At 66.5% G+C, this 22,350-nt stretch carries 18 protein-coding genes; 13 read left to right on the top strand and 5 right to left on the bottom strand.

The window, feature by feature from the left end; genetic code table 11:
- Window positions 1–44: 44 nt before the first annotated feature.
- Window positions 45–1,316, top strand: a complete 1,272-nt coding sequence (locus OXG55_00120; protein MCY4101664.1) for a DUF4143 domain-containing protein — start codon at window positions 45–47, stop codon at window positions 1,314–1,316.
- 191 nt (window positions 1,317–1,507) lie between these two features.
- Window positions 1,508–2,758 carry a Fic family protein gene (locus tag OXG55_00115; protein ID MCY4101663.1) on the top strand — a complete coding sequence of 417 codons (1,251 nt, stop codon included), beginning with the start codon at window positions 1,508–1,510 and terminating at the stop codon, window positions 2,756–2,758.
- A 344-nt stretch (window positions 2,759–3,102) separates the two neighbouring features.
- Here OXG55_00115 and OXG55_00110 read toward each other — a convergent pair whose 3' ends face one another.
- Window positions 3,103–3,510 carry a type II toxin-antitoxin system VapC family toxin gene (locus tag OXG55_00110; GenBank protein MCY4101662.1) on the bottom strand — a complete coding sequence of 136 codons (408 nt, stop codon included), beginning with the start codon at window positions 3,508–3,510 and terminating at the stop codon, window positions 3,103–3,105.
- Window positions 3,510–3,845 (bottom strand): type II toxin-antitoxin system Phd/YefM family antitoxin, encoded by a 336-nt coding sequence (locus OXG55_00105; GenBank protein MCY4101661.1) that lies wholly within the window; start codon window positions 3,843–3,845, stop codon window positions 3,510–3,512. The genes OXG55_00110 and OXG55_00105 overlap by 1 nt, the downstream gene beginning before the upstream one ends.
- Before the next feature lie 291 nt (window positions 3,846–4,136).
- Between OXG55_00105 and OXG55_00100 the strand changes: the two genes are divergently transcribed.
- The 5 genes from OXG55_00100 (at window position 4,137) to OXG55_00080 (ending at window position 7,785) form a co-directional block, all read left to right on the top strand.
- A complete protein-coding gene (locus tag OXG55_00100; protein ID MCY4101660.1) occupies window positions 4,137–4,358 on the top strand; it encodes a hypothetical protein in 222 nt (73 codons plus the stop codon).
- A gap of 254 nt (window positions 4,359–4,612) precedes the next feature.
- On the top strand, window positions 4,613–4,885 hold the full coding sequence (locus OXG55_00095) for a helix-turn-helix domain-containing protein (protein MCY4101659.1): 273 nt from the start codon (window positions 4,613–4,615) through the stop codon (window positions 4,883–4,885).
- Complete coding sequence (locus OXG55_00090; protein ID MCY4101658.1) at window positions 4,885–6,165, top strand: type II toxin-antitoxin system HipA family toxin; 1,281 nt, start codon at window positions 4,885–4,887, stop codon at window positions 6,163–6,165. Before OXG55_00095 ends, OXG55_00090 begins: the two co-directional genes overlap by 1 nt.
- Window positions 6,166–7,178: 1,013 nt before the next feature.
- Window positions 7,179–7,316: a hypothetical protein gene (locus OXG55_00085; GenBank protein ID MCY4101657.1), complete on the top strand. Its 138-nt coding sequence runs from the start codon at window positions 7,179–7,181 to the stop codon at window positions 7,314–7,316.
- 175 nt (window positions 7,317–7,491) lie between these two features.
- Complete coding sequence (locus OXG55_00080) at window positions 7,492–7,785, top strand: helix-turn-helix domain-containing protein (GenBank protein ID MCY4101656.1); 294 nt, start codon at window positions 7,492–7,494, stop codon at window positions 7,783–7,785.
- On the opposite strand, the gene OXG55_00075 is transcribed toward OXG55_00080, so the two are convergent.
- Together OXG55_00075 and OXG55_00070 are read right to left on the bottom strand one after the other, a co-directional pair.
- A complete protein-coding gene (locus tag OXG55_00075; GenBank protein MCY4101655.1) occupies window positions 7,766–8,254 on the bottom strand; it encodes a GNAT family N-acetyltransferase in 489 nt (162 codons plus the stop codon). The genes OXG55_00080 and OXG55_00075 overlap by 20 nt on opposite strands.
- Entirely contained in the window at window positions 8,251–8,523 is a 273-nt protein-coding gene (locus OXG55_00070) for a DUF1778 domain-containing protein (protein MCY4101654.1), read from the bottom strand. Before OXG55_00070 ends, OXG55_00075 begins: the two co-directional genes overlap by 4 nt.
- A 631-nt stretch (window positions 8,524–9,154) precedes the next feature.
- Here OXG55_00070 and OXG55_00065 point away from each other — a divergent pair.
- From OXG55_00065 to OXG55_00055, 3 genes are all read left to right on the top strand, one after another.
- The gene (locus tag OXG55_00065; GenBank protein ID MCY4101653.1) at window positions 9,155–12,001 is read left to right on the top strand and encodes an N-6 DNA methylase; all 2,847 of its coding nucleotides are present in this window, start codon (window positions 9,155–9,157) and stop codon (window positions 11,999–12,001) included.
- 180 nt (window positions 12,002–12,181) lie between these two features.
- The gene (locus OXG55_00060; protein MCY4101652.1) at window positions 12,182–12,928 is read left to right on the top strand and encodes a phage Gp37/Gp68 family protein; all 747 of its coding nucleotides are present in this window, start codon (window positions 12,182–12,184) and stop codon (window positions 12,926–12,928) included.
- 4 nt (window positions 12,929–12,932) lie between these two features.
- On the top strand, window positions 12,933–14,012 hold the full coding sequence (locus tag OXG55_00055; protein MCY4101651.1) for a three-Cys-motif partner protein TcmP: 1,080 nt from the start codon (window positions 12,933–12,935) through the stop codon (window positions 14,010–14,012).
- Between the two features lie 1,106 nt (window positions 14,013–15,118).
- Here OXG55_00055 and OXG55_00050 read toward each other — a convergent pair.
- Window positions 15,119–19,570: a RecQ family ATP-dependent DNA helicase gene (locus OXG55_00050; protein ID MCY4101650.1), complete on the bottom strand. Its 4,452-nt coding sequence runs from the start codon at window positions 19,568–19,570 to the stop codon at window positions 15,119–15,121.
- 868 nt (window positions 19,571–20,438) lie between these two features.
- On the opposite strand from OXG55_00050, the gene OXG55_00045 reads away from it, so the two are divergent.
- From OXG55_00045 to OXG55_00035, 3 genes are all read left to right on the top strand, one after another.
- The gene (locus OXG55_00045) at window positions 20,439–21,203 is read left to right on the top strand and encodes a hypothetical protein (protein ID MCY4101649.1); all 765 of its coding nucleotides are present in this window, start codon (window positions 20,439–20,441) and stop codon (window positions 21,201–21,203) included.
- Window positions 21,193–21,684 carry a type II toxin-antitoxin system VapC family toxin gene (locus tag OXG55_00040; GenBank protein ID MCY4101648.1) on the top strand — a complete coding sequence of 164 codons (492 nt, stop codon included), beginning with the start codon at window positions 21,193–21,195 and terminating at the stop codon, window positions 21,682–21,684. The genes OXG55_00045 and OXG55_00040 overlap by 11 nt, the downstream gene beginning before the upstream one ends.
- 12 nt (window positions 21,685–21,696) lie before the next feature.
- A partial coding sequence (locus tag OXG55_00035; protein MCY4101647.1) for an NYN domain-containing protein occupies window positions 21,697–22,350 on the top strand: 654 nt, incomplete at its 3' end.

Genomic DNA, 22,350 nt, shown 5'->3' with positions numbered 1-22,350 from the left:
CACAATCTGTAGGATAGCCGGCGACGACGACGATTGGACGGCTTGTGGAACCGACGCTTGCACCGGCCGGATACCGCTCGCGAGCGGCCGACGCGGTGATTGCCGAGGCACTGGCGCGCATGCCTGCGGTGGTGATCGAAGGGCCGAGGGGCTGCGGGAAGACGTGGGCGGCCCGCAACGCAGCGCGGAGCGAAGTTCTCTTCGACGGCGACGTCAACGCCCGAACGCTCGCCGTGGTGGCACCGCATCTCGTGCTCGATGGCGCCGAGCCGCGCCTGCTGGACGAGTGGCAGTTGGCGCCGGAGATCTGGAACCAGGCGCGTCATGCCTGCGACGAGACGAATCGGCGGGGTCGCTTCATCCTCACCGGCTCGGCCGTTCCGCCTGACGACCACACGAGGCACTCGGGTGCGGGTCGGATGGCCCGCGTGCGCCTGCGGCCCATGTCGCTGTTCGAGACCGGTGAGTCGACCGGTGACGTGTCGCTGGGCGCGCTGCTGGGAGGCGAGAGGATCGCCGCGCCGCGCCCCGACGCCGGCGTCGAGGACATCGTCGATGCCATCTGCCGGGGCGGTTGGCCCCGCCACCTCGGGATGCCGGCGAGCACCGCCCAGCGAGCCTTGGAGGACTACCTCACTGAGATCTGCCGGACCGACATCTCCGCCGTCGACGGGGTCCGCCGCGACCCTGCAGGCGTGCGGCGGCTGCTCACGTCCTTGGGACGCAACGTCGCCGCGACCGCCTCGTTCAGCACGCTTGCCGCCGACGCCGCCGGCCCTCGCTCCCTCAACCGCACCACGGCCACGGAGTACCTGCGGTCTCTGGAACGGCTCTTCGTCGTCGAGGACGTGCCGCAGTGGCCGGCACACCTGCGGTCCCGTGCCGCCGTGCGGGGAGCGGCGAAACGGCATTTCGTGGACCCTTCCCTCGCCGCGGCCGCCATGGGTGCCGGCCCCTCCCGGCTGTTGCGAGAACTCGGCGTTGTGGGCTTCCTGTTCGAGTCGCTCGTGGTGCGCGACCTACGTGTCTACGGCGGAGTCAACGACGCTGCGGTGTACCACTACCGCGATGACACTAAGTTGGAAGTCGACGTGATCCTCCAGACGCGCGACGGAACCTGGCTGGCCGCCGAGGTCAAACTGGGCGGCCCCGACGCGGTCGAGGGGGCGGCCCGCTCATTGCTGCGCCTGCGCGACAGGGTCGATACCGACCGCATCGGCCCTCCCGCCAAACTCGCCGTCATCGGTGCCACGGGCTACGCCTATGACCGCCCCGACGGCATAACCGTCCTCCCCATCACCAGCCTCGGCCCGTAGCGCAGTCGGCCCGTTCGGCGCTCTTCAGGGGGATCTTCGAGGCGCGCGGCGACGAGGCCGTCAACGCTCGCGACCCTCACCTCTCCTCCGGGACAAGTCGGGCGTGGTGCCACCTCGGATCAACGAGTTATGGATAAACCGACGGTTAAACTGTTGTTGCACGCGGTTTGGCACTCAAAGGGGGCGCAGCGTTGGGTGAGTTGGTGCAGGGCTACTGGTCGCCGCTGTTCGAGGGGCCGCGGCGGGCGGACCGCTTGGCGGGGCACTATGACGCGTTCGTGCCGGACCGGCTGTGCGGTTGGGAGTTTGCGATCCCGGCCCGCCTGGCCGGCAACCTCGCTGAGGCGGAGGCGTCGGTGCGCGCTCTGAACGGCCGGCGAAGCCTGGATCTGGAAGGCTTGGGCCGGTTCTTGCTGCGGGCGGAGTCGGTGGGGTCGTCGTGGATTGAGGGCTTGGGCGTGTCGGCGGATCGATTGGCGGTGGCCACCGCGGCCATCGAACGAGAGGCCGACACCGGCGACCGCCTCGCCGAGGAGGTCGCCGCCAACGTGTTGGCGATGGCCGCCGCGGTGCGCGCCGCCCGCCGCGGTGATCGCTTCTCGCTGGAGGACCTGCTGGAGGTGCACCGCACGTTGATGCGCCGTTCGCCCCGCCCGGAGTGGGGCGGCCAAGTCCGCGTCCGCCAGAACTGGATCGGCGGCAGCGAGTACACGCCGATCGGGGCGCGGTTCATCTCCCCTCCGTCCGAGGCGGTTCCAGAGCTGCTGGAAGACCTGATCGACTACGTCAACGGCGACGAGCACCCGCCGCTGCTGCAGGCCGCGTTGGCGCACGCCCAGTTCGAGATGATCCACCCCTTCGGCGACGGCAACGGCCGCGCCGGCCGGGCGCTGGTCCATGTGGTGCTGGCCCGCCGCGGCCTAGCGCCGCGATTCGTGCCTCCGGTGAGTGTCGTGTTGGCCCGCCGCGCCGAAGAGTACGTGGCGGCGCTGCAGCGGTGCGCGCACGTCGGCCCGCCCGACAGCCCCGACCGGGCGGCCGCGGTCGTCGACTGGCTGTGGCTGTTCGACGCCGCGATGGCCCAAGCCGCTGACCGGGCGCTCGCCTACGGCGACGACATCGCCGTCCTGCAGGAGCAGTGGCGTGCCGAGGTCGGGGCGGTGCGCGCCGACTCCAGCGTCGCCCGACTGTTGCGCATCCTGCCCGGCTCGCCGGTGCTGTCCGTCGACTCGGCGAGCCGGCGCCTCGGCGTCAACCCCAGCCGGGTCGGACCGGCGGTGAACACGCTGGTCGAGGCGGGCGTCCTCGCTCAGCGCAACGTGGGCCGCCAGCGGTACCGGGTGTTCGCCGCGCCCGCGGTCCTCGACCTGTACGCCGCCGTCGACGCCGAACTCGTCACCCCCCCGACGCCAGCAACCTCGCCGCCCGGGCTCGGCCTGTAGCGCCGCCGCACACGGTGCCCGCGACGAGGCCGTGTTGGCCGCGTACCGCCTCAGCGGCCTCCGAGCGGTACGCCTCTATGTCCACGGCGCCCCCGACGAGGCCGTGTTGGCCGCGTACGGCTGGGCTGGCGGGCGTCTCCGGCGAAGACATCCTCCGCGAGGCGCCCGCACTCAACGCCGTGTCTCCGAACAGGGACAGCTACAGTTTGTTCCTGTTCGGAGACATACGCATTCCTTATCTGTTCGAAGAACTGCAGAGGTCAGCCGTCTCCCAATCTGTTGGCTGCGTCTCTCACATACCGCGGTCCGCTTTTTGCCGCGGCACTTGAAGCGGGAGCGCGACGTCAGCGCCTGACGTCGACGCGTTCGAGGGTTCCGTCCCAGGCGAGGATCTGGCGGTCGGCGGTGGCCAGTCGCCCACGCCGTGAGATGGTGCCCGCCATGATCAGCCGATCGGCTAGGTCGTTCGGAGCGCCCTCCCGGCGCAGGTCCTCGGCAAGGATGAGTGTCTCGGAGTCGAGCGGGATCTCCCCGATGCCGGCGTCGCTGCGGCGGGCACGCCAGATCCGCAGGTCGCAGCCGAGGTCGATCCGGCCGAGTTGCACCAGTCGGGCCAGTTCCCAGTAGGAGGCGGACGACACGAACAGGCGCTGGCGCCGGAGTTCGTCCTGGATGAGGTCGCAGGCATTGGCGTGGAGACGCGCGTCACCGGCGAGGAGCCACAGCAGCACATGGGTGTCGATGAGCAGCACTAGGAGGCTGGCGCGGTGTCGCTGTCGGCTTCCGGGAACTCGGGGAGGAGCTCGTCCCACTCCGCTTCCCACTCACCGATCCAGTCCTCGTCGCCGTCGCCGGTCGGCTCGGTCAGATCGGCGCTGACGGTGATCTCACCCCTGCACGATCCCCACAACTCGGGGACGCCGGCCGCTGGCAGGGGACAGGGCACGAGCGCCGCCACCGGGTGGCCGTACTTCGTGATGATGACCTGTCCGCCGGTCTCGGCGACACGATCCATGATCGCCAGGCACTTTGCCTTGAACTCGCCCGCCGGCATGGTCTCGGGCAGCGGCTCCTGCACTTGTGGCATAGGCTCCTCCCTTCCTCACGCCGATATGACCATTGTATGGCCAAAATTTGCGCCACTTGCAGGAAGGCGCTAGAACGGCTGGGCGGCCTCCGGAATCCGTTACCCGTTCGCGGATGCGGGCGGCGGTGGTGTGGGGGGCATGAGCGTGCCTGCATTCTGTAGGACAGTGCCGTCATAAACTGTTGGCTAACTCAGTCACGATCTGTAGGACTGCTGGCGACGGCGACGAGTGGACAGCTTGTGGAACCGACGCTTGCACCGGCCGGATACCGCTCGCGAGCGGCCGACGCGGTGATTGCCGAGGCCTTGGCGCGCGTGCCTGCGGTGGTGATCGAAGGGCCGAGGGGCTGCGGGAAGACGTGGGAGGCCCGCTCATTGTTGCGCCTGCGCGACAGGGTCGATACCGACCGCATCGGCCCTCCCGCCAAACTTGCCGTCATCGGCGCCACGGGCTACGCCTATGACCGCCCCGACGGCATAACCGTCCTCCCCATCACCAGCCTGGGCCCGTAACGCAGTCGGCCCGTTCGGCGCTCGGCCTGTAGCGCCGCCGCACACGGCGCCCCTGACGCGGCCGTGTTGGCCGCGTGCGGCGGGCCGGCGGGCGTCTCCGGCGAAGACACCCTCCGCGAGTCGCCCGCACAAATGCCGTGTCTCCGAACAGGGACAGTTACAGTTTGTTTCTGTACGGAGACAGCACTCTTCTGTCTCTCAACAGAGACACTCGCTGGCGGCTGCCGGTGAGTCCGCGGCGACCGGAGGCACGAATGCGACCCTTGCAAACCAGTCGGGATCTGGGCGCCGCCATCCGCCGGGCGCGCCAGGACAGAGGCCTGTCGCAGGCCGAGTTGGCGGCGCGGGCCGGCGTGGGCCGCCCTTGGCTTTCGGAGGTGGAGAGAGGCAAGCGCACCGCAGAGGTCGGCCGCGTGCTGCTGGTCGTAAGCGCTCTGGACCTAGCAGTCGCCCTGGTGGACGCCCCCGGGTCCGCCGATGGCCGCGGCGTCGACATCGACGCCCTGCTGGCGGAGTTGGTCGGCTGATGCCTGCTGACGCGCTGATCGTGCTACTCGAAGGCCGTCCGGTCGGGCGGATCGAGCGCACCGCAGGCGGCGCACTGCGTTTCGATTACGACACCGGCATCGATCCCGCGGCGACCCCGCTGTCGGTGTCTATGCCTCAGGCCGTCCGCCGCCACGGCGACGCTCGTATCGCGCCCTGGCTATGGGGACTCCTGCCGGACAACGCCGATGTGCTGGCGCACTGGGGGCGTCGGTTCGGGGTGTCGGTAGCCTCGCCGTTCCCACTGCTCGCAACGCCCGTGGGTCGAGATTGCGCAGGGGCCGTCCAGTTCTGTCCGCCTAACGAACTGGCGGACCTCCTCAGCCGGGGCGGCGACGTGACGCAGCAGAGTGAGGCGCAGGTGGCGCAACGCCTGCGATCGCTGCGCGCGGACGCCACCTCCTGGCTGGGGCCCGACTTCTCGGGACGGTTCAGCCTCGGCGGCGCGCAGGCCAAGACAGCGCTGTACTTCTCCGACGGCCGTTGGGGCGTACCGACGGGGGCCGCAGCCACGTCGCACATCCTGAAGCCAGCCATGCCCGGATTCGGCCACCTGGACCTCAACGAGCACCTTTGCCTGCGCTGCGCCGACATCGCTGGACTGCACGCGGCTCGCAGCAGGATGATGATCTTCGAGGACCAGACCGCCATCGTTCTCGAACGGTTCGACCGGGTGCGCGCCGCCGATGGCCTCATCCGCGTCCATCAGGAGGATCTGTGCCAAGCGCTCGGGGTGCATCCGGCCCGCAAGTACCAGTCCGACGGAGGGCCGTCGCCCGCGCAGATCGCGGATCTCCTGCGATCCAGCGTTTCCGGGGGCGCCGCAGAGGCCGACGTGTGGCGTTTTGCCGACGCTCTGGCGTTCAACTGGGTCATCGCCGGCACCGACGCCCACGCCAAGAACTACTGCCTCCTGCTCGCTGGGACCCGTGTCCGGCTCGCGCCGCTCTACGACGTGGCCTCGATGCTCCCCTATGACGACTCCGGGACCCACAAGATCAGCCTGGCCATGAAGGTCGGCGGGGACTACAGACTGCGGCGCACGGACCGGCGCAGCGCATGGGAGCGGACCGCCGACGAACTCCGCCTCGACCGGACGCGCCTCATCCAGCGTGTCCTCGAGCTCGCACAGAAGATCCCCGCTGCACTGGAGCAGGCCATCGAGCAGGAGGATGTGGCGAGGATCAACTCGGACTTGCCGCAGCGACTGCTGGAACTCGTCGCAACCCGCGCCGCTAGATGCGCGACGATCCTGGGCTGACAACAAGTCGAGCACGCCATACCCGGCATTCAATGTCGCTCCGCGTGACTGGCTGGTTCAGAGCGTTCGCGGATAGGCGGCCATGACCGACCGAGAATTCCAATCAGCGACTCCCGAATGTCATGCCACACTCACAGATGGAATCCAGTCTCCGGGGGCGCGATTCGCACCACTGTGCCCGGACAGCAACTCCCCTGTTCAGCGCCTATCAGCGCACCCTCCTAGTCGCCTTGGCGACTCTCGCGTTTCCTGGACTTGGAAGCAAGAATGGAGTCATGCCGGAAAGCGAATACAGATCTATTCTCTTCGCCAAGTTACAGCGGGGTGTGCGGGGTGCTACAAGCCCCGCCTTGGCGTGGCCGCTATTGGCACGCCCTTCGCACGTCGGCCCAATCGTACGATTCCGGCGCGGTGTCCCAAATGGCCCAGGCCTCGCTGCTCACGGTGTCCTGTAGTTCGATCCATCGTTCTAGGTCGCCCGCTGGCCAGTCGCCGGTATTGCTGCCGTAGCGAGCTTCAAGCCGATCCGCCGCAGCCTTCGCCTCGTCGCTAGCCCGCAGGTGCGAGCAGTATTCTGGCGATCCGGAAGCGCAGGATGAGCCAATCCCGATTAGCACGATGCTCGTGACGGCCGCTAACACCACGTTACTCGTCACTGCCATCTGGGCGATTGTAGCCAATCCCTGAATCGCTGCCCATTCGTGTGGCGCAAGACCGCCGACGAGATCTTCGAGGCCATGGCCTCATATCGGCAACGAATTCCCCATTCAGGACAACTGGCTCGGGCAGGAGGCGCTGCGTTGTGCCTCTCGGCGAGTCATTCAGAATGGACATATTAGTATAAACAACTATACACGAGATAACTTGAGAATCTGAATCAAGCCCTGCAATCCGAGGGCGACGAGGCGTGCGTACGCTACTTCGCTGTTGAGCCGGTTTTCGACTTCGAGGACGAATGGCTCGTTCTGGTGATCTGGGAATTGCCAGCGCCCGAGGACGGGGACGGGTGGCCCGTGACGTTGCTCGACGGGTACCGGCGGCGCACCAGCGAGACGAGCTGCGGCGTCGCGTCGTCCGAGTGCCTGTTCCGCACGCCCGAAGAGCTTGCTTATCGGGCACACCAGCGCGGCTTCCAACCGCAGCCCGCCTGAGCGACCCATGACAACCCCCGATGGTGTTCGCCAAGGAACTCAACGATGATCCCCGAGATGCAGAGGAGCCCGTGGGCTGAGCCTGGTGACAGGGCGAACTCCATCGGTGGTTGCGACTGGTCGGCCATGATGGCCGATCGGAAGCAACCGCAACCGACCGATGGAGGTGTCCAGCATGGCACAGCGAGTCAGCTTCGAGGAGCGCGTCCAGATCGAGATGCTCGCCGCGGGCGTGAGCGTCGAGGAGGCAGCGCGGCGCTTGGGGCGGCACCGCTCGACGGTGCACCGCGAGCTGCGGCGCGGGAGCGGCGCCGCCGGCTACGACGCGGCGGCCGCGCAGGCCGGCGCGAAAGCCCAGCCCGCTGGGCGCCTACAGGCCGATCTCCGAGCGCCCCGCCGCCGCGGCGGACCGCAGCGAGGCCGGCCACTGGGAATGCGACTTTGGCTGCTCATATGGCGATGTCCTTGACGAGGAGCATGAGGGTGAGGTCGTCGATCGGCGAGGGTTCGAAGCCGTAGCGCCGGTAGAAGCCGGCTGCGGCATTGTTGGCGGCATGCACCAAGGCGACGCGGACTCCGGTGTGCGTGGCGACTTCGACCACCTTCAGAAGGAAGTGCTTGAGAAGCGCGGCACCGAGGCCGCGGCCCTGGTGCTCGCGGTCGACGGCGAGGCGTCCCAGCAGCATCGCCGGCAGCGGGTCGGGCTGGTTGCGCCCGGCCCGTCCTGTTGCCGCCGCGCGAGCCAGCACAGCGGCGCTGGAGGCGTAGTACGCCACGACCCGAGCGCCGTCGGCGACGACCCAGGTGCGGCTCGATCCCTCTCGCTGGTTCCGGCGGGCGAGGTGCTTGAGCCAGTGATCGAGGGTTTCGTCGCCACAGTCGAAGTCGTCGGCGTCGTGATCCGCCGACAGCAGCGTCGGACCGTGGTACCGGCTCACCCGGCTTCGAGCGTCGACGGTTCGGCTAGGAGGGCGGTGATTGCGGGTTTCGGTGCGGGGGGCCGATTGAGGATCTCCTGCAGTTCGTCCCATGCAGGGTCCTCGAGGACGAAGATCCGCCGGTCGGCTAAGTCGCTGGTCGCCGCGGCAACGGCCCGGCTGACGACGTACTCGTTCAGCGACATCCCCGCAGCGCTGAGCGCCCGCCGGACGATCGTGTCCTGAGCGGGCGTGACCCGCAGGTTCCAGCGCTCAGACTTCGTGGCCATGACCAGGAGTGTACAGCGATTAGGCACACACGGCATCACCCTCTTGCCCGGCGCGCTGCTGAGGTCAGTTCTGGAGCAGCCGAGAGCGTCGCAACTCGTGCAAACCCACATCCACACGGATCTCCTTCGCTGCCGCTTGCTCGTTGAGGACTCGCGGCGATCTGACCCCACGGCCGCCGCGCTCCGGGCTCGCTTGTGGCTTGCGTCGGTTCAGGCGAGGCCGGGCAGTCGCGGTTTCGAGGATTCGTTGCGGGTGGCCGGTTCAGAGCCTCCCGCAATTCGTCCCAGCAGGAGCCTCCAAGACGAAGATCTGCAGGTCGGCTGGGCCGCGAAGGCCACGACGCTCAGATGTGGTTGTCATGCGGAGAACTGTACGTCGGGTCGCGATATGTTGGAAACAATCCCGCTAGGGCGAGCAGCCCGCGCTTACCCAGGCATACGCAGAGGCAGCCAGATAGCAGCGCCTTCCACGCCCGGAGGGGGTGGTGTGGCACGATTATCCGCGTGGGAGGTCCGGGAGCCGCTGACATGCTGACCTGCCCGTTGAGATCACCGCCGAATCGCCGTCCGATAAGAAGAATGTTGACGCGTACGGCCCAGGAGGCACCGGTCGCCAGGTAGGGGATTGTCTGTGGACCCTCATGAGTTCATCGCCAAATGGCGCTCGTCGGTTCTGAAGGAGCGTTCCGCGGCTCAAGAGCATTTCCTTGATCTCTGCCGGGTGTTGGGTGAGCCGACGCCGGCGGAGGCCGATCCGGCCGGCGACGCGTATTGCTTCGAGCGGGGCGCTCTGAAGGACAGCGGCAGCCCCGGGTGGGCCGATGTCTGGAAGCGCCACCACTTCGCGTGGGAGTACAAGAGTCCGGGCGAGAGCCTCGACGCTGCGTTCAACCAGCTACGGCAGTACGCGCTGGCGCTGGAGAACCCGCCGCTGCTGATCGTCTGCGACCTGAGACGGTTCCGGATCCGCACCAACTGGACGAACACCGTCAGCGAGACCCACGAGTTCGTCTTGGAGGACCTAGCCGATGCTGCAAACCGCGACCTGCTGAAGTGGGCGTTCTCGGATCCCGACCGGCTGCGGCCGGGAGAGACCCGTCAATCGCTGACTGAGCGCGCGGCGGCATCGTTCGCAGCACTCGCCCAGGCATTGCGGGAACGGGGCCACGACCCGCAGCGGGTCGCACTTTTTGTCAATCGGCTGGTCTTTTGCATGTTCGCCGACGATGTCGGACTCCTGCCGGACGACATGTTCTCAAGGGTGCTCATCCGATCTCGGCCCAAGCCTGATCGCTTCGCGGACCTCGCAGGGACTCTGTTCGAAGTGATGGCCCACGGTGGCGAGGTCGGTCTCGAGACGGTCGACTGGTTCAACGGCGGGCTGTTTGCTGACGGCGACGCTCTGCCGCTGGAGCAGTCGGACATAGATGCGGTGTTGCGGGCGGCAAACCTTGACTGGTCTGAGATCGACCCGTCGATCCTCGGCACGCTGTTCGAGCGCGGTCTCGACCCCGACAAGCGCTCTCAGCTCGGCGCGCACTACACCGACCGCGACAAGATCATGCTGCTCGTCGAGCCCGTGGTGATCCGCCCGTGGCTCACGGAATGGGCCGCGGAGAAGGCACAGATCGTTGCCGACTTGGAGCGCGCGGACGCCGCCAAGACCGCCGCCACCCGCAAGAAGCGCCGGAATGAGGCCGAACGGCGCTATCGGACATTCCTGGACCGGCTGCGCGCCTTCACGGTGTTTGACCCGGCGTGCGGTTCGGGCAACTTCCTGTATCTGGCCCTACAGGCGCTCAAGGACCTGGAGCACCAGGTGCAGTTCGAGGCGGAGGCGTTCGGCTTCCCGCGGACGTTCCCGGCGATCGGACCGGCCAACGTGAAGGGCATCGAGATCAACCCCTACGCCGCCGAGTTGGCGCGCGTGTCGGTCTGGATCGGCGAGATCCAGTGGATGCGACGCAACGGCTTCGCAGAGTCGCGCGACCCCATCCTGAAGCCGCTGGACACCATCGAGTGCCGGGACGCGATCCTCACGCCGGACAGCACCGAACCGGACTGGCCGGAAGCGGATGTCGTGATCGGCAACCCGCCGTTCCTGGGTGGCAAGCTCTTGATCGCCAACTTGGGTGAGGACTACGTGTCGCAGATGTTCGCGACTTACGCCGGGCGCGTGCCCGCCGAGGCGGACCTCGTTTGCTACTGGCTCGAGAAAGCGGGCCAGCAGATCGCATCGGGCAAGGCAACCCGGGCCGGGCTTGTCGCGACCAACTCGATCCGCGGGGGCGCGAACCGCCGTGCGCTGTCGGCCGCGACGAACAATCGGCGGATCTTCGATGCGTGGAGCAACGAGCCGTGGGTGATCGACGGAGCGGCCGTGCGGGTGTCGCTGGTCTGCTTCTCGCGTGCCGGCGACGAGTCCGTAGCTATCACTCGGCTCGATGGCGCTGCGGTCGACGAGATCTACACCGACCTGACCGCGCGGCGCGATGGCATCGGCGTTGATCTGACAAACGCCCGTCGCCTCGCGGAGAACGACGGCGTGGCGTTCATGGGCGACACGAAGGGTGCTCCCTTCGACATCCCGGGCGATCTGGCGCGTGAGTGGCTCCGCCTTCCCGCGAACCCGAACGGCCGGACGAACGCCGACGTTCTGAAGCCGTGGGTCAACGGGATGGACCTGACCCGGCGGCCCGCGGGAAAGTGGATCATCGACTTCGGGGCGACCATGCCAGCCAACGAGGCGGCGCTGTACGAAGAGCCGTTCCGTTGGGTCGCAGAGAATGTCCGGCCTGCATGGGACGGGCAACGTAAGGCCGGGAGAAGAGACGCCTGGTGGTTGCATCATCGGCCGCGCCCGAGCATGTGGGCAGCGCTCGACGGCCTGTCGCGGTACATCGCGACGCCGCGCCTGGCCAAGCACCGCCTGTTCGTTTGGCTCGATGCGCGCATCTGCCCCGATTCACAGCTGATCGTCATCGCGTGCGACGACGACACGACATTCGGAGTTCTGCATAGCCGGTTCCACGAAGTCTGGTCGCTACGGCTTGGGTCGAGTCTGGAGGACCGGCCGCGCTACACACCGACATCCACCTTCGCGACGTTCCCGTTCCCCACTGACTTGGTGCCAACCGTGCCCGCGACCGACTACGCGTCCGACCCCCGTTCTGCGGCCATAGCCACGAGAGCCCGGCGTCTCGTCGAGCTGCGCGACCGCTGGCTCAACCCGCCTGAGTGGGTCGAGTGGGCCGACGAGCCGGTCCCCGGCTATCCGAAGCGGCCCGTTCCTCGCGACGAGCAGGCAGCGAAAGAACTCAAGAAACGCACCCTGACGAACCTCTACAACGCCCGCCCCCAATGGCTCGCCGACGCACACGAAGCCCTCGACGAGGCCGTAGCCGCCGCCTACGGTTGGCCAGCGGACATCTCCGACGAAAGTGTCCTCCGCGAGCTGCTGACCCTCAACGGTGGCTAGCTGCACCAGAAGTCTCTCAGAGGTGTCTCCCGGCTCAGATCGACGGGACGTCCCGAAGAGCTGGGGAGAGTCGAAACCAACACAAACTCCCAGTTCAGAGGGCAGTTCGCGACCGACTGTAGGCGTGGTCTCGTCGAATCCGACTTCTTGACTGTCGCACCGTGGCCCTACAGTGGCGGCGTGGCTGACAAGTCGGCGATCGAGTGGACTGAGGCAACGTGGAACCCGACCACGGGTTGTGACCGCGTCTCCCCGGGGTGCGATCGTTGCTACGCGCTCACGCTGTCGAAGCGGCTCAAGGCGATGGGTTCGCCGAAGTACCAAGTCGATGGTGACCCGAGGACGAGTGGGCCAGGCTTCAGGCTCACGGTCCATCCCTCATCGCTCGACGTGCCTCGTCGCTGGAGCACACCGCGGCTCGTCTTCGTGAACTCGATGAGCGACCTCTTCCACGACGACGTTCCTCTCGAGTTCATCAGGCAGGTCTTCGAGGTAATCCGCGAGACGCCTCAGCACACCTACCAGGTGCTCACCAAGCGAGCGCAGCGGCTGAGCCGCACAGCAGGCGAACTCGACTGGCCGTCGAACCTATGGATGGGCGTCAGCGTGGAGTCCCGCCGGTACACCTTCCGCATCAACCACTTGCGTCGGGTTCCAGCAGCAGTGCGGTTCGTTAGCGCCGAGCCTCTCCTGGGCCCGCTCGGCGCCCTCAATCTTGAGGGCATCCAGTGGCTAATCGCCGGCGGCGAATCCGGTGCCAACGCGCGGCCCATGGAGCTCGCCTGGGTCACCGAGCTTCGTGACACCTGCACGTCAGCCGGCGTCGCGTTCTTCTTCAAGCAATGGGGCGGTAGAACCCCCAAGGCCGGTGGCCGAGAACTCGAGGGCGAAGTGTGGGACCAACTCCCCAGAGCGGCGGCGGCCTGATCCCATGGCCGTTCCAACCGGGATCCTCTGGGAGCGTGACCCCCACACGGCTGCGAAACACACGCTGCTACGCCGGTACATGTCAGCGTGGTTCCCCATCATGGCAAAACAGTTTCGCGACACCGGGATCACGTTCTTCGACGGCTTCGCGGGTCCCGGGGAGTACACGAACGCCCAAGACAGTTCGCCCGTCATCGCGATGGAACAAGCGCTGCGGAGCGACGTGACGGGCTCGGGGGCTCAGACACGTCTCATCTTCGTCGAGGATCATCGCGGACGCGCTGAGCACCTCAGGAGCCTTCTTGACGCCCGGTTCCCGCCCAGGATTAGGCCGCCCGGCTTGGTGACGCGCGTCCATCGTGGCAACTGCGGCGACCTCTTCGAGCAGGCGATCGCCGAAGTGGGAGGGTGGGATGGGCCAGTGTTCGCCAACCTCGACGGCTGGGGCGCCGACGCCGACTACAAGATTGTGCAACGGATCGCTCAACAGCCATCATCCGAGGTACTCGTCACATTCGAGGACCAGTTCTTCATCCGCTTCGCCAAGGGTGAACAGGAATCGGGCGAGCGTGTCTTCGGGCACAGCGAGTGGCGGCGCGTTGATGGGCTGCCGACTGCCGAGAAGAAGCGGTTCCTCCTGGAGCTGTACCGCGAGGGTCTTCACTCGGCTGGCTTTCCGTACGTGCTGACGTTCGAGATGATCGACGAAGGCGGGCACTCTCTGCATCTCTTCTTCGGGACCACGAGCAAAGTCGGCGTGCGGAGGTACAAGGACGCGTTGTGGGAGGTTGACGGTGTCTCCGGTCAGCGGTTCCGAGATCCGCGTGATCCCAACCAGTTGTCTTTCGACATCCTGCGCCCGGACTTCACCCCACTAGAGAGTCGCATCCTGAAAATGCTCGGTGAACGCGACCACAGCATGGCGGAACTCTGCGAGCACACCCTCCTCGAGACGATCTACAAAGAGACCCACGTCAAACCCGCTGTGGACCGGCTCATCGACCAGCGCAAAGTGGAGCAGGCGAGCACCGGCCGGTCCTATGCGGATCGAATCCTTCGCTTGGCGGAGCGGCAACTGTTCTGATGCATCGCCCCCGCTGTCGTCCAGTAGGAGGACTCTGTGAGTTCCCTCGGGCTGCCAGTCGGACAACGTTTCGAGTTCGCGTGCCTTGTCCTGGGCGATATCGAGGGCGGCGACGGATTGGCTGACGACGGGCCACCGCCGTCCGGATCCCTCGGAGTGGTCGAAGCGTGGCAGCAGACCAGACGGACGGGCGCTACCGCCACGGTGCAGGCCCGGTCGACGGTGCCGCCGAGCAACGACGTCGCAGCACGAAGTTCGGCTTGCGACGGGGCGCAGAAGTCCGGGGAGTGGTCGCAGCGGGCCACGATCGGCATGCCCCACGAGGTCGCGACGTGCGTGCCGGTCAGTGCCCGGCCTGTGGTGTCGCCCATGTCCTCGTACCATTCCGGGCATCTCCATCGGCCGATTGCGGCCTCTTCCAATCGGTCATCATGGCCAACGAGTCGCAAGCAGCGATGGAGTTCGCCGGCCGATGGAGTTCGCCATGTTCAGCCACTTCTTCAAGTTCTCGTCGCCGCTGGCCTCGACGCTGGCGTACACGAGAGTCTCATCCAGCCAGAGGGCATTGTGCGTGCTTGCGGCCTCAAGTAGCTTCCGAGACTCGGCCAGCAGAACTCTTGGCAGTGCCTTCCAGTCACAAGGGGCATTGCTGGCGCGACCATTCCAGTTGAGCTGGAAGTTCGAGAAATCGATGAAGATGCGAGATCTTAGATTCAATGTCGCTCCCTGTCGTTGGCTGGCTAACGATGCCCCTCAGTACTCGATCCTCTGATCCGCAAAAATGCGGGGAGCGGCGAAGCCGCTCCCCGGGGGTCACATGCAGGCACCATGTCTCAGACACGCTGCCTGGGGATCCAATCGTTCTCAAGGCTAACGGCTCGCGAGGCCAAGAGCAAGATCCCGCAGAGGGACGGATCAGTGGACGCCCGCCCCACCATCGCCTGACGCCCGCAAGATCCCGGACGGGGACGGATCCCCTAGTCAGAAGCGTCGTCAAGGGTCCGAAGCCAACCGGACTCTCTGGATCCGAGCGGGTACTGGGTCCACGATGGGTGAGTCGCCTTGTCCGAGCGGGGGCGGTTTGCAGCCGCCACCCACACCCGATATCAAGCCCGACCGCGACGAGCATCCGATCCCGCGGGCTCGAAGACGAGTTCGGGGACCACGACCTCCCAGGTGTCGCTCTTGAGGTGCTTCTGGTACTGCGGGTCTGAGCGGTCGCGGCTCCAGGTGGCGATGGCGAGGACTGTGGCCCCGGCGCATCGCATGTCGGTGGGGGACTCGAACTTGCTTGCCAGGGTCCCGACGACGACACCTTCGTAGTTGCGCAACTCCCAGCGGTCGGACTTCGGGCGCACCTGCAGTCGGTCGCCGGGGGCCAACTCGGCGATGGCGCGCTGGGTGGGATCGGTGGGCGGCTTGTAGCCGGCGAAGCTCAAGTAGACGTCGCTCAGGGTGAGCCGGCGGTAGCGACGGGCGAGATCTGGTGTCGGCGGTGGGAGCGTCATGGGGTCGCGCCATTGCACCGACGGGTTGTCACCCAACGCGTCCTGGAACCGGTGCAGTCCTGGGAGGCGGGCCAGTGCCAGCGTCTGGCGGGCTCTGGTCATGGCCACGTAGTAGAGGCGCCGGGGGGCGTCGGGGTCCTCGTTCCGGTTGGCGCGGTCCCAGCCTCCGTCCAGGACGACGACGTGGTCGAACTCCAGGCCCTTGGCTCGGTGCGCGGTCAGCAGCAGCAATCCGTGCTGGCGCCGTCGGGCGTCGCGGGCCCACTCGGCCAGCCATTCGATGAACGAGGCTGTCGGCACCTCCGCGGCGGCGGTCTCGAGGCTGTGTTCTGCGGCGGCTTGGCGGAGCATCTCGATCCAGGGGCCGGAGGGCTGCCGGTCCAGCCAATCCTGCAGGTCGACGCTGGGGAGCATGCCCGGGCCGCGCTGGCGGACCCAGCTGACCAGGGCCTGGGTCTCGCGCAGGTGCCACAGGCTCAGGTTGCCCTCGTTGGCCGTCTGCACCGGAATCCCGTCGCGCTCGCAGACGATCCGCACAGGCTCCAGGTAGCTCCACTCGCGGGCGATCACCGCGCACTTCGACCAGCCCCAATCCGGGTCGAGGCTCGACAGCCGCCGCAGTTCGGCCACCGCGGTCTGCGCCTGGGCGACGGCGCTGTCATCTGCGGTTCTCAGGACTTGGACCTTGCCCCCAGCGACCGGGTCCCGCCCGGCCCACCCTCCGCCGGCGGGAGCCTTGGCGCGTTTCCGGTTGACCCGGATCGCGTGGTCGGCCTTCATCCGGTCGCCTGCCAGGCCGATCACCGCGTTCGCGGCGTCGATGATGTGGCCCGTCGAGCGGTAGTTATCGATCAGAAAGGCCGGTTTGGCGTTGTAGTCCTGCTCGAAGCGGCGGATGAAGCGCACCGAGGACCCGTTGAACGAGTAGATGTTCTGGTCGTCGTCACCGACGGCGAACAGGCTGAGGCGAGCGTCCTCCTCGCTGAGGGTCCTGCCGGCCAGCGCCGAGATGAGATCGTACGTGTCGCCGTCGATGTCCTGGTACTCGTCCACGAGAATCCACCGGAACCCCGCCAGCAGGCGCGCCCGGGACTCCTCCGCCTCCTCCGATTCGAGCCCCTCGCCCCGCAGCAGGGCTGTCGCCTCCCGGAGAATCTCCCGCAGCCGCTCGCTGAGGTCCGTTTCGGTCGCCCGGTCCGCCTGGCCCGAGAAGCTGGCGCCGACGAGCCGCATGGCGAGGGCGTGGCAGGTGAACACCATCACACCGCGGGCGTCGTCGCCGATCAGATCCCGCAGCCGGCGACGGATCTCAATCGCCGCGTGGCGGTTGTAAGCCAGCGCCAGGATGCCCCTGGGGTCCTCGCGCCGGGCACGGATCAGGTAGGCGATGCGGTGCACTAGGACCCTTGTCTTGCCCGCGCCGGGTCCGGCGAGCACCAGCACGTTCGTGGTCTCGCGGTTGTCCGCCACCAGGGCCCGCTGCTTGGGGTTGTTGAGGCTCTCGACGATGTTGTTCCACGATTCCGGCGTGGTCTGGCGGCCGAGCTCGCGTTCGCGTTCGGGGAGCCAGCGCCGCAGGAAGGCCTCCTCGCCGACGGTGAAGTAGTCGAGGGCCAGCCGTAGCGCATCGGCCATGGAGGCGAGGCCGCGCTGGGCGAACTCGGCCATCACGTGGATCTGGCGGACCGACCCCTCGTAGTGCTGCGCGAGCGACTCGAAGTCGGTCTGGCGGAACCCGCGGGGCTCAGGACTCAGCCGGATGGTCATGGCCGGGTGGAACACGGCGAGGCCCCGGTTCAGCCGGATGACCTCCTGCTCATGCAGCCACAGCAGGGACCGCTGCATCAACCTCCGCAGCTTGCGCTCGTCGCCGTTCTGGCTCAGCTGCGTCAAATCGCCCTCGACGGCCTGAGTCAGCTTCCCGAGGGTCGTGGCGACGAGCAGGTCGTTGCCACGTCTGTTCGGCGGGTTCAGCGACAGCAGGTGTTCGAGCAGGCGGGAGGCACCGTTGCGGCGGCGCTCGGCGATGCCGGCCAACGACGACCACTCGCGCTTTAGGGTCACCTGGACGCTGTCGGGGTCGTGCTTGCGCACGGTGAGGCTGCCGCCGCCGGTGTCGCCCCGCCCGTCGCCGGCGATTCCCTGGATGATCCGGCTCACGTGTTCGGGACGGACTTCGTCGTGGCCGTCGTCCCGCAGCCGCTGGGCTGCGATGCGCAGGTTCAGCGGCGCCTTCTCGCCGACGGCGAGGTCGGGCGCCATCTCCTGCATCAGCTCGATCAGGTGCTGTTCCCGTCGGATCGCCGCGGTTAGCCGGCTGTGTGACGGGTTGCGCACGCCGACGTGGACGAAGGCGGTCAGCTGGGTGTCGTCTGTGGCGATCCCGAACTGTTCGAGGTCATGGAGAGCGCCCCGCACCTGCTCGGAGCTCAGCCCGGATGCCACCATCAACATGTCCGTCGAGATGCCCTCGTCGGGCTTGGCGTTGATCAGTTCCTCGGCGATCGTCGTCAGTCGGCGGCGGTACTGCTCGTCGATCGGCTTGTCCTGGAGCCTTTCCCGGACCTGCTCGAGAGAGTTGACGCGCAGCGATGACGGGAAGACCCGCACGTCGTTCTCCTCGCGGGTCAGCAACTCCGCCTCCTCCAGCCAGGCCACCGCCGTTCGCACCCGCGTGTCGTCGGTGGCCGAGTCTCGTCGGAAGTCCTGCTCCTCGTCCTCACCGAGGATCTCCCCGGACGTGGCCACGACCTCGCCGCCCCAGCGGTCGCGCCGGTTGAGACTGCGCAGCGCTCGCAGCACGCCGTGGATCTCGCGCCGTGTGAGCCGGGAGCGCGCCGACATGCCGAACTGCCGCTCCACGTCGTCAGCGGTGTAGAGCAGGACGCAGTGGGCCTGCTCCTGGTCCCGGCCGGCGCGCCCGGCCTCCTGCAGGTAGTTCTCCAGCGACGACGGGATGTCGGCGTGAATCACCAGCCGCACGTCGGGCTTGTCGATGCCCATCCCGAAGGCGTTCGTGGCGGCGATCACCCGCAGGCGGCCCTCGATGAAGCTCTGCTGGATGTCCTTCTTCTCCTCGGGCGGCAGGCCGGCGTGGAAGCGGTCGGCATCGACATCCGACTCGTTGAGGAAGTTGGCCACCTCTTCGGTCGCCCGCCGGGTGGCGCAGTACACGATCGCACCGCCGTCCGCCTCCGGCGGGAGATGGTGGGTCAGGATCCGGTGGATGTCGACGAACTTCGTGGCGCTGTCGGTCCGGACCACGTCGAAGTCCAGGTTCTTCCGCTTGCTGCCGCCGTCGAACTTCTCCATGTTGATGTCGAGTTCCTTGCGGAAGTAGTCGAGGATCTCAACGGTCACGGCCGGCTTGGCCGTCGCGGTCAGGCACAGCACCGGCGGCACTCGTGACGTGCCTGCCTTCTCGCTGATGAAGCGCCCCACGTAGCGGTAGTCGGGGCGGAAGTCGTGTCCCCACTTCGATAGGCAATGAGCCTCGTCGAGCACCCAGGCACCGATCTCGCGCTGCTGCAGCGCTCGTCGCAGCGACCGGTTGCGCAGTTGCTCGGGTGAGATCAACACGATGGCGACGTCGCCGAGGCGCACCCGCTCCAGCGCATCGGCCCGCTCGGGCATCGACAAGAGCCCGTTGACCGCCACGCACGACGTGATCCCGTACTTCTCGAGCCCCGCCACCTGATCGGCCATGAGTGCCACCAGAGGCGATATCACCACGGTCAAGGCGCCTGTCTTGTCGTAGCGGGACAGCGCCGGAATCTGATAGCACAGCGACTTGCCCGTACCAGTCGGCAGTATCCCCAGCGCGTTGCGGCCCTGCATCGCTGCCTCGACGATGAGCTGCTGCAGGGGACGCCCGTCGTCGTCGGTGGGTTCCGGTCTGAAGCCGTCGAAACCGAAGAAGCGCTTGAGCTCCCGGGAGGGGTTGTGGCGTTCCTGGCACCAGGCGCAGCCTTGATCGGCGCAGGCCTCGTCGCGCAGGTGACGAACCAAATGCCCCGCCTTCGGGAACTGGTGCCGCACCCAGGGAGGCATCACCGAGTTGCCCCCCGACACCGACAGCCACGCCAGCGCGTAGGCAAGCCGCCAGCCGTGCGTCGCCGCATCCGCGATCAGGCGACGTGCCTGGATCTCGCATGCGACGCCGTCGAGACAGGTGCGGATCGCCCCACGGGCCTGGGCATAGTCCGGCCGGGGCGCGCCACGAAGGGTCCGGAAGAACAGGTCGAATCCCGGCGAACCATCAACTGTGGTGAGCCAGTGCCAGGCGACCATCAGGTGCGAGGGTGTCTCGAGCAGTTGCTTCTGCTGGTCCTCGAACACCCGCAGGGCGAGTTCCGCGTCGAGTTTCGGGTCGTTGCGTCGCTCTCGCGTGAGCTGCCCGTCCTGATAGTGCTTGACGAGATGGTGATACGGGTTGCGAGGGAACGCCAGAGGGTTCAGCCACAGCGTGTCCACCACCGGCATCTGCAGAAGCCGCAGGCCGGGGTTCGCGACCCGCAGATGCGGGAGGTCCCACTTGATGAGGTTGTGGCCGAGAATGAAGCTCGCCCCGTCGGCGAGCTCGTCGAGGTCGGCCAGCGCTTGATCGAACTTGCGGCCTCGTGGGAATACGACGGATCGGCCGGTGTCCTGTCGCTCGCCGGCGAACGCATGGATGCGCCCCGTCTGCGGGGAGACCTCAAGATCTATCGAGACACAGCGAGCCAACTCGCTGACACCTGTGCGCGTACCCAAAGCACTGTCTCCGGGCTAGGCAGCGGAACGGCCCGCTCAGCGTAGCGAGCAGCGAAGTAGCGCTCGGGTCAGGGGCCGCGCCAAGTCCCGAGAGGGTGGATCCAGGTCAAGTGGACGGCCGTGCACGCGGTGGCAAGATCGAACTCCCAATCGTAGAGTTCAGGACATGGCCGACGATCTCGTGACTCTCCGCCTCGACGGCGAGGTAACGATCGACAAGCTGTCGGCCGCGCTCGCTGGCTTCTGCGCGGTCCTTGATGCGCTGCACGAGAATCGCGGCGCCAACGTTCGATGGGTACTCGCCGGACTCGACTACGGCAGTGCCGCTGCGACCGCGCAGGCTGTACCACTCGACAGTGATGCCGAGCGGCACATTCCGGCGATGTGTGACGACTACCTCCAAGCCGCGCGACAGGTTGCGAGGGGCAACGTTGACCTAGAGCGTCCTCTCCTGCGCGTCGTCCGTGAACTGACCAAGGTCGCAGACGAAAGCACCCCGGTCGTCTTCGAGACAGGCGACGACGAGGTTATCTTCATTGCGCCCGCGACGACTCCGGCGTCCGCGAGCCAGACCGAGAGGCAAATGCAGACCACCAAGTCGCTCGGAGCGGTGCGCGGTCGCGTGGAGATGCTTTCCCAGCGCAAGACTCTCCGGTTCTCGATCTACGAACTTGTCTATGACAAAGTTGTCACCTGTTTCCCCCACCCCGACCACAAGGACGTGATGCGGGAGGCTTGGGGACGTGTCGCGGACGTCACCGGCACCATCACGCGGGATGTCGCTACCGGCAGGCCGATCTCGATCCGTCGGGTCACCCGGGTGGATGTGGTGGACGAAGGAGAGCCCGATGGCTACCTCAAAGCGCGGGGCGCTCTGAGAACCGTCGAACCGGCCGAGCGGGTCGTGAGGCGGATCCGGGATGCCGGATAAGGTGCCCCGCGTCTACGCGGACGCCAATGTACTCCTCGCCTACGTCGCCAACGAAGCAAACCGCGCCGATACCGTTCAGTCGATTCTGGAGGACGCGCGACAAGCACGAGTCGAGTTACTTACCTCGGTTCTCTCGATCACTGAAGTGGCCTATGTTCAAACCGATTCGGGGGTGGACATCTCATTGGCAAGCGATGCTGCAATCGACGAACTATGGACGCCGACATCGCCGGTCGCTCTCGTAGACATCTCGGAGACCGTTGCGCGAGAGGCGCGTCGGGTGATTCGCAGAGCCAAGCAGGCAAGTGTCGGTGGGATTCGATCTGCAGACGCCATACATCTCGCGTCAGCGAAGCTGCACCGCTGCGATCGGTTCTTCACGTACGAGAACGAGGCCACGAGACAGTGCTGGAACACTCTGATCGAGGCGAGAGTGACCGCGCCGTTTACGGATTCGCCGCAACTCGACTTCAACAACTGAAGGATTACAATGGTGCAGACTCGGCTGAAATCGGCTCTCTTTCTCGATTTTGACAATGTCTATGGGGGGCTAAACGGCCTTGATCCTGAACAGGCTGAGGCAATGGCAGACGAGCCGTGGAAATGGCTGCGGCACCTATTGGAGCAGGCAGGACCTCAAGTGAGCCGAGATGTCTTGGTGAGACGCGCCTACCTGAATCCCGCAGGGCGAGTTCAGAATCGCGAAGGGACATGGACATATTTTTCAACAATCCGTCCACGCCTAACCCGGTCCGGTTTCGAGGTGATCGACTGTCCTTCACTAACGGCTGCAGGGAAGAACGCCGCAGACATCCGTATCGTGATGGACGTACTCTCTTATATGGCTAAGAACTTTCGATACGACGAATTTGTAATCGCTTCAAGCGATGCAGACTTTACGCCACTCCTGTATCAGTTGCGCGCAGACGATCGCCGTACTGTCATCGTGGCGGCGGGTCAGACTTCAACCGCCTATAGCGAGGTTGCCGACGCAGTTCTTGATATTGGCCAGCTTCTTGAGGCTGGCAAGCTGTCGCTGTCTGATTGGCAAGAAGTCATTGAAGGGGATTCAGTACTCATAGAGACCTCCTCTGGCCATGCCGGAAGTAGCGGAAGTGCGCAATCCGAAGCTGTCAGTGCAGCAAAC

This window comes from bacterium (assembly GCA_026708055.1).
Classification (GTDB): Bacteria; Actinomycetota; Acidimicrobiia; order Acidimicrobiales; family CATQHL01; genus VXNF01.
Note: the sequence above shows the minus strand (reverse complement) of the source record. Positions and strands in the feature narration are given on the sequence as shown.

What these genes read in the sequence shown, in the direction of transcription:
- OXG55_00105 (MCY4101661.1), bottom strand. Translation starts at nt 3,845, where the DNA reads ATGCCACAAGTGCAGGAGCCGCTGCCCGAGACCATGCCGGCGGGCGAG.
- OXG55_00095 (MCY4101659.1), top strand. Translation starts at nt 4,613, where the DNA reads ATGCGACCCTTGCAAACCAGTCGGGATCTGGGCGCCGCCATCCGCCGG.
- OXG55_00090 (MCY4101658.1), top strand. Translation starts at nt 4,885, where the DNA reads ATGCCTGCTGACGCGCTGATCGTGCTACTCGAAGGCCGTCCGGTCGGG.
- OXG55_00080 (MCY4101656.1), top strand. Translation starts at nt 7,492, where the DNA reads ATGGCACAGCGAGTCAGCTTCGAGGAGCGCGTCCAGATCGAGATGCTC.
- OXG55_00070 (MCY4101654.1), bottom strand. Translation starts at nt 8,523, where the DNA reads ATGGCCACGAAGTCTGAGCGCTGGAACCTGCGGGTCACGCCCGCTCAG.
- OXG55_00055 (MCY4101651.1), top strand. Translation starts at nt 12,933, where the DNA reads ATGGCCGTTCCAACCGGGATCCTCTGGGAGCGTGACCCCCACACGGCT.
- OXG55_00050 (MCY4101650.1), bottom strand. Translation starts at nt 19,570, where the DNA reads ATGCCTCCCTGGGTGCGGCACCAGTTCCCGAAGGCGGGGCATTTGGTT.
- OXG55_00045 (MCY4101649.1), top strand. Translation starts at nt 20,439, where the DNA reads ATGGCCGACGATCTCGTGACTCTCCGCCTCGACGGCGAGGTAACGATC.
- OXG55_00040 (MCY4101648.1), top strand. Translation starts at nt 21,193, where the DNA reads ATGCCGGATAAGGTGCCCCGCGTCTACGCGGACGCCAATGTACTCCTC.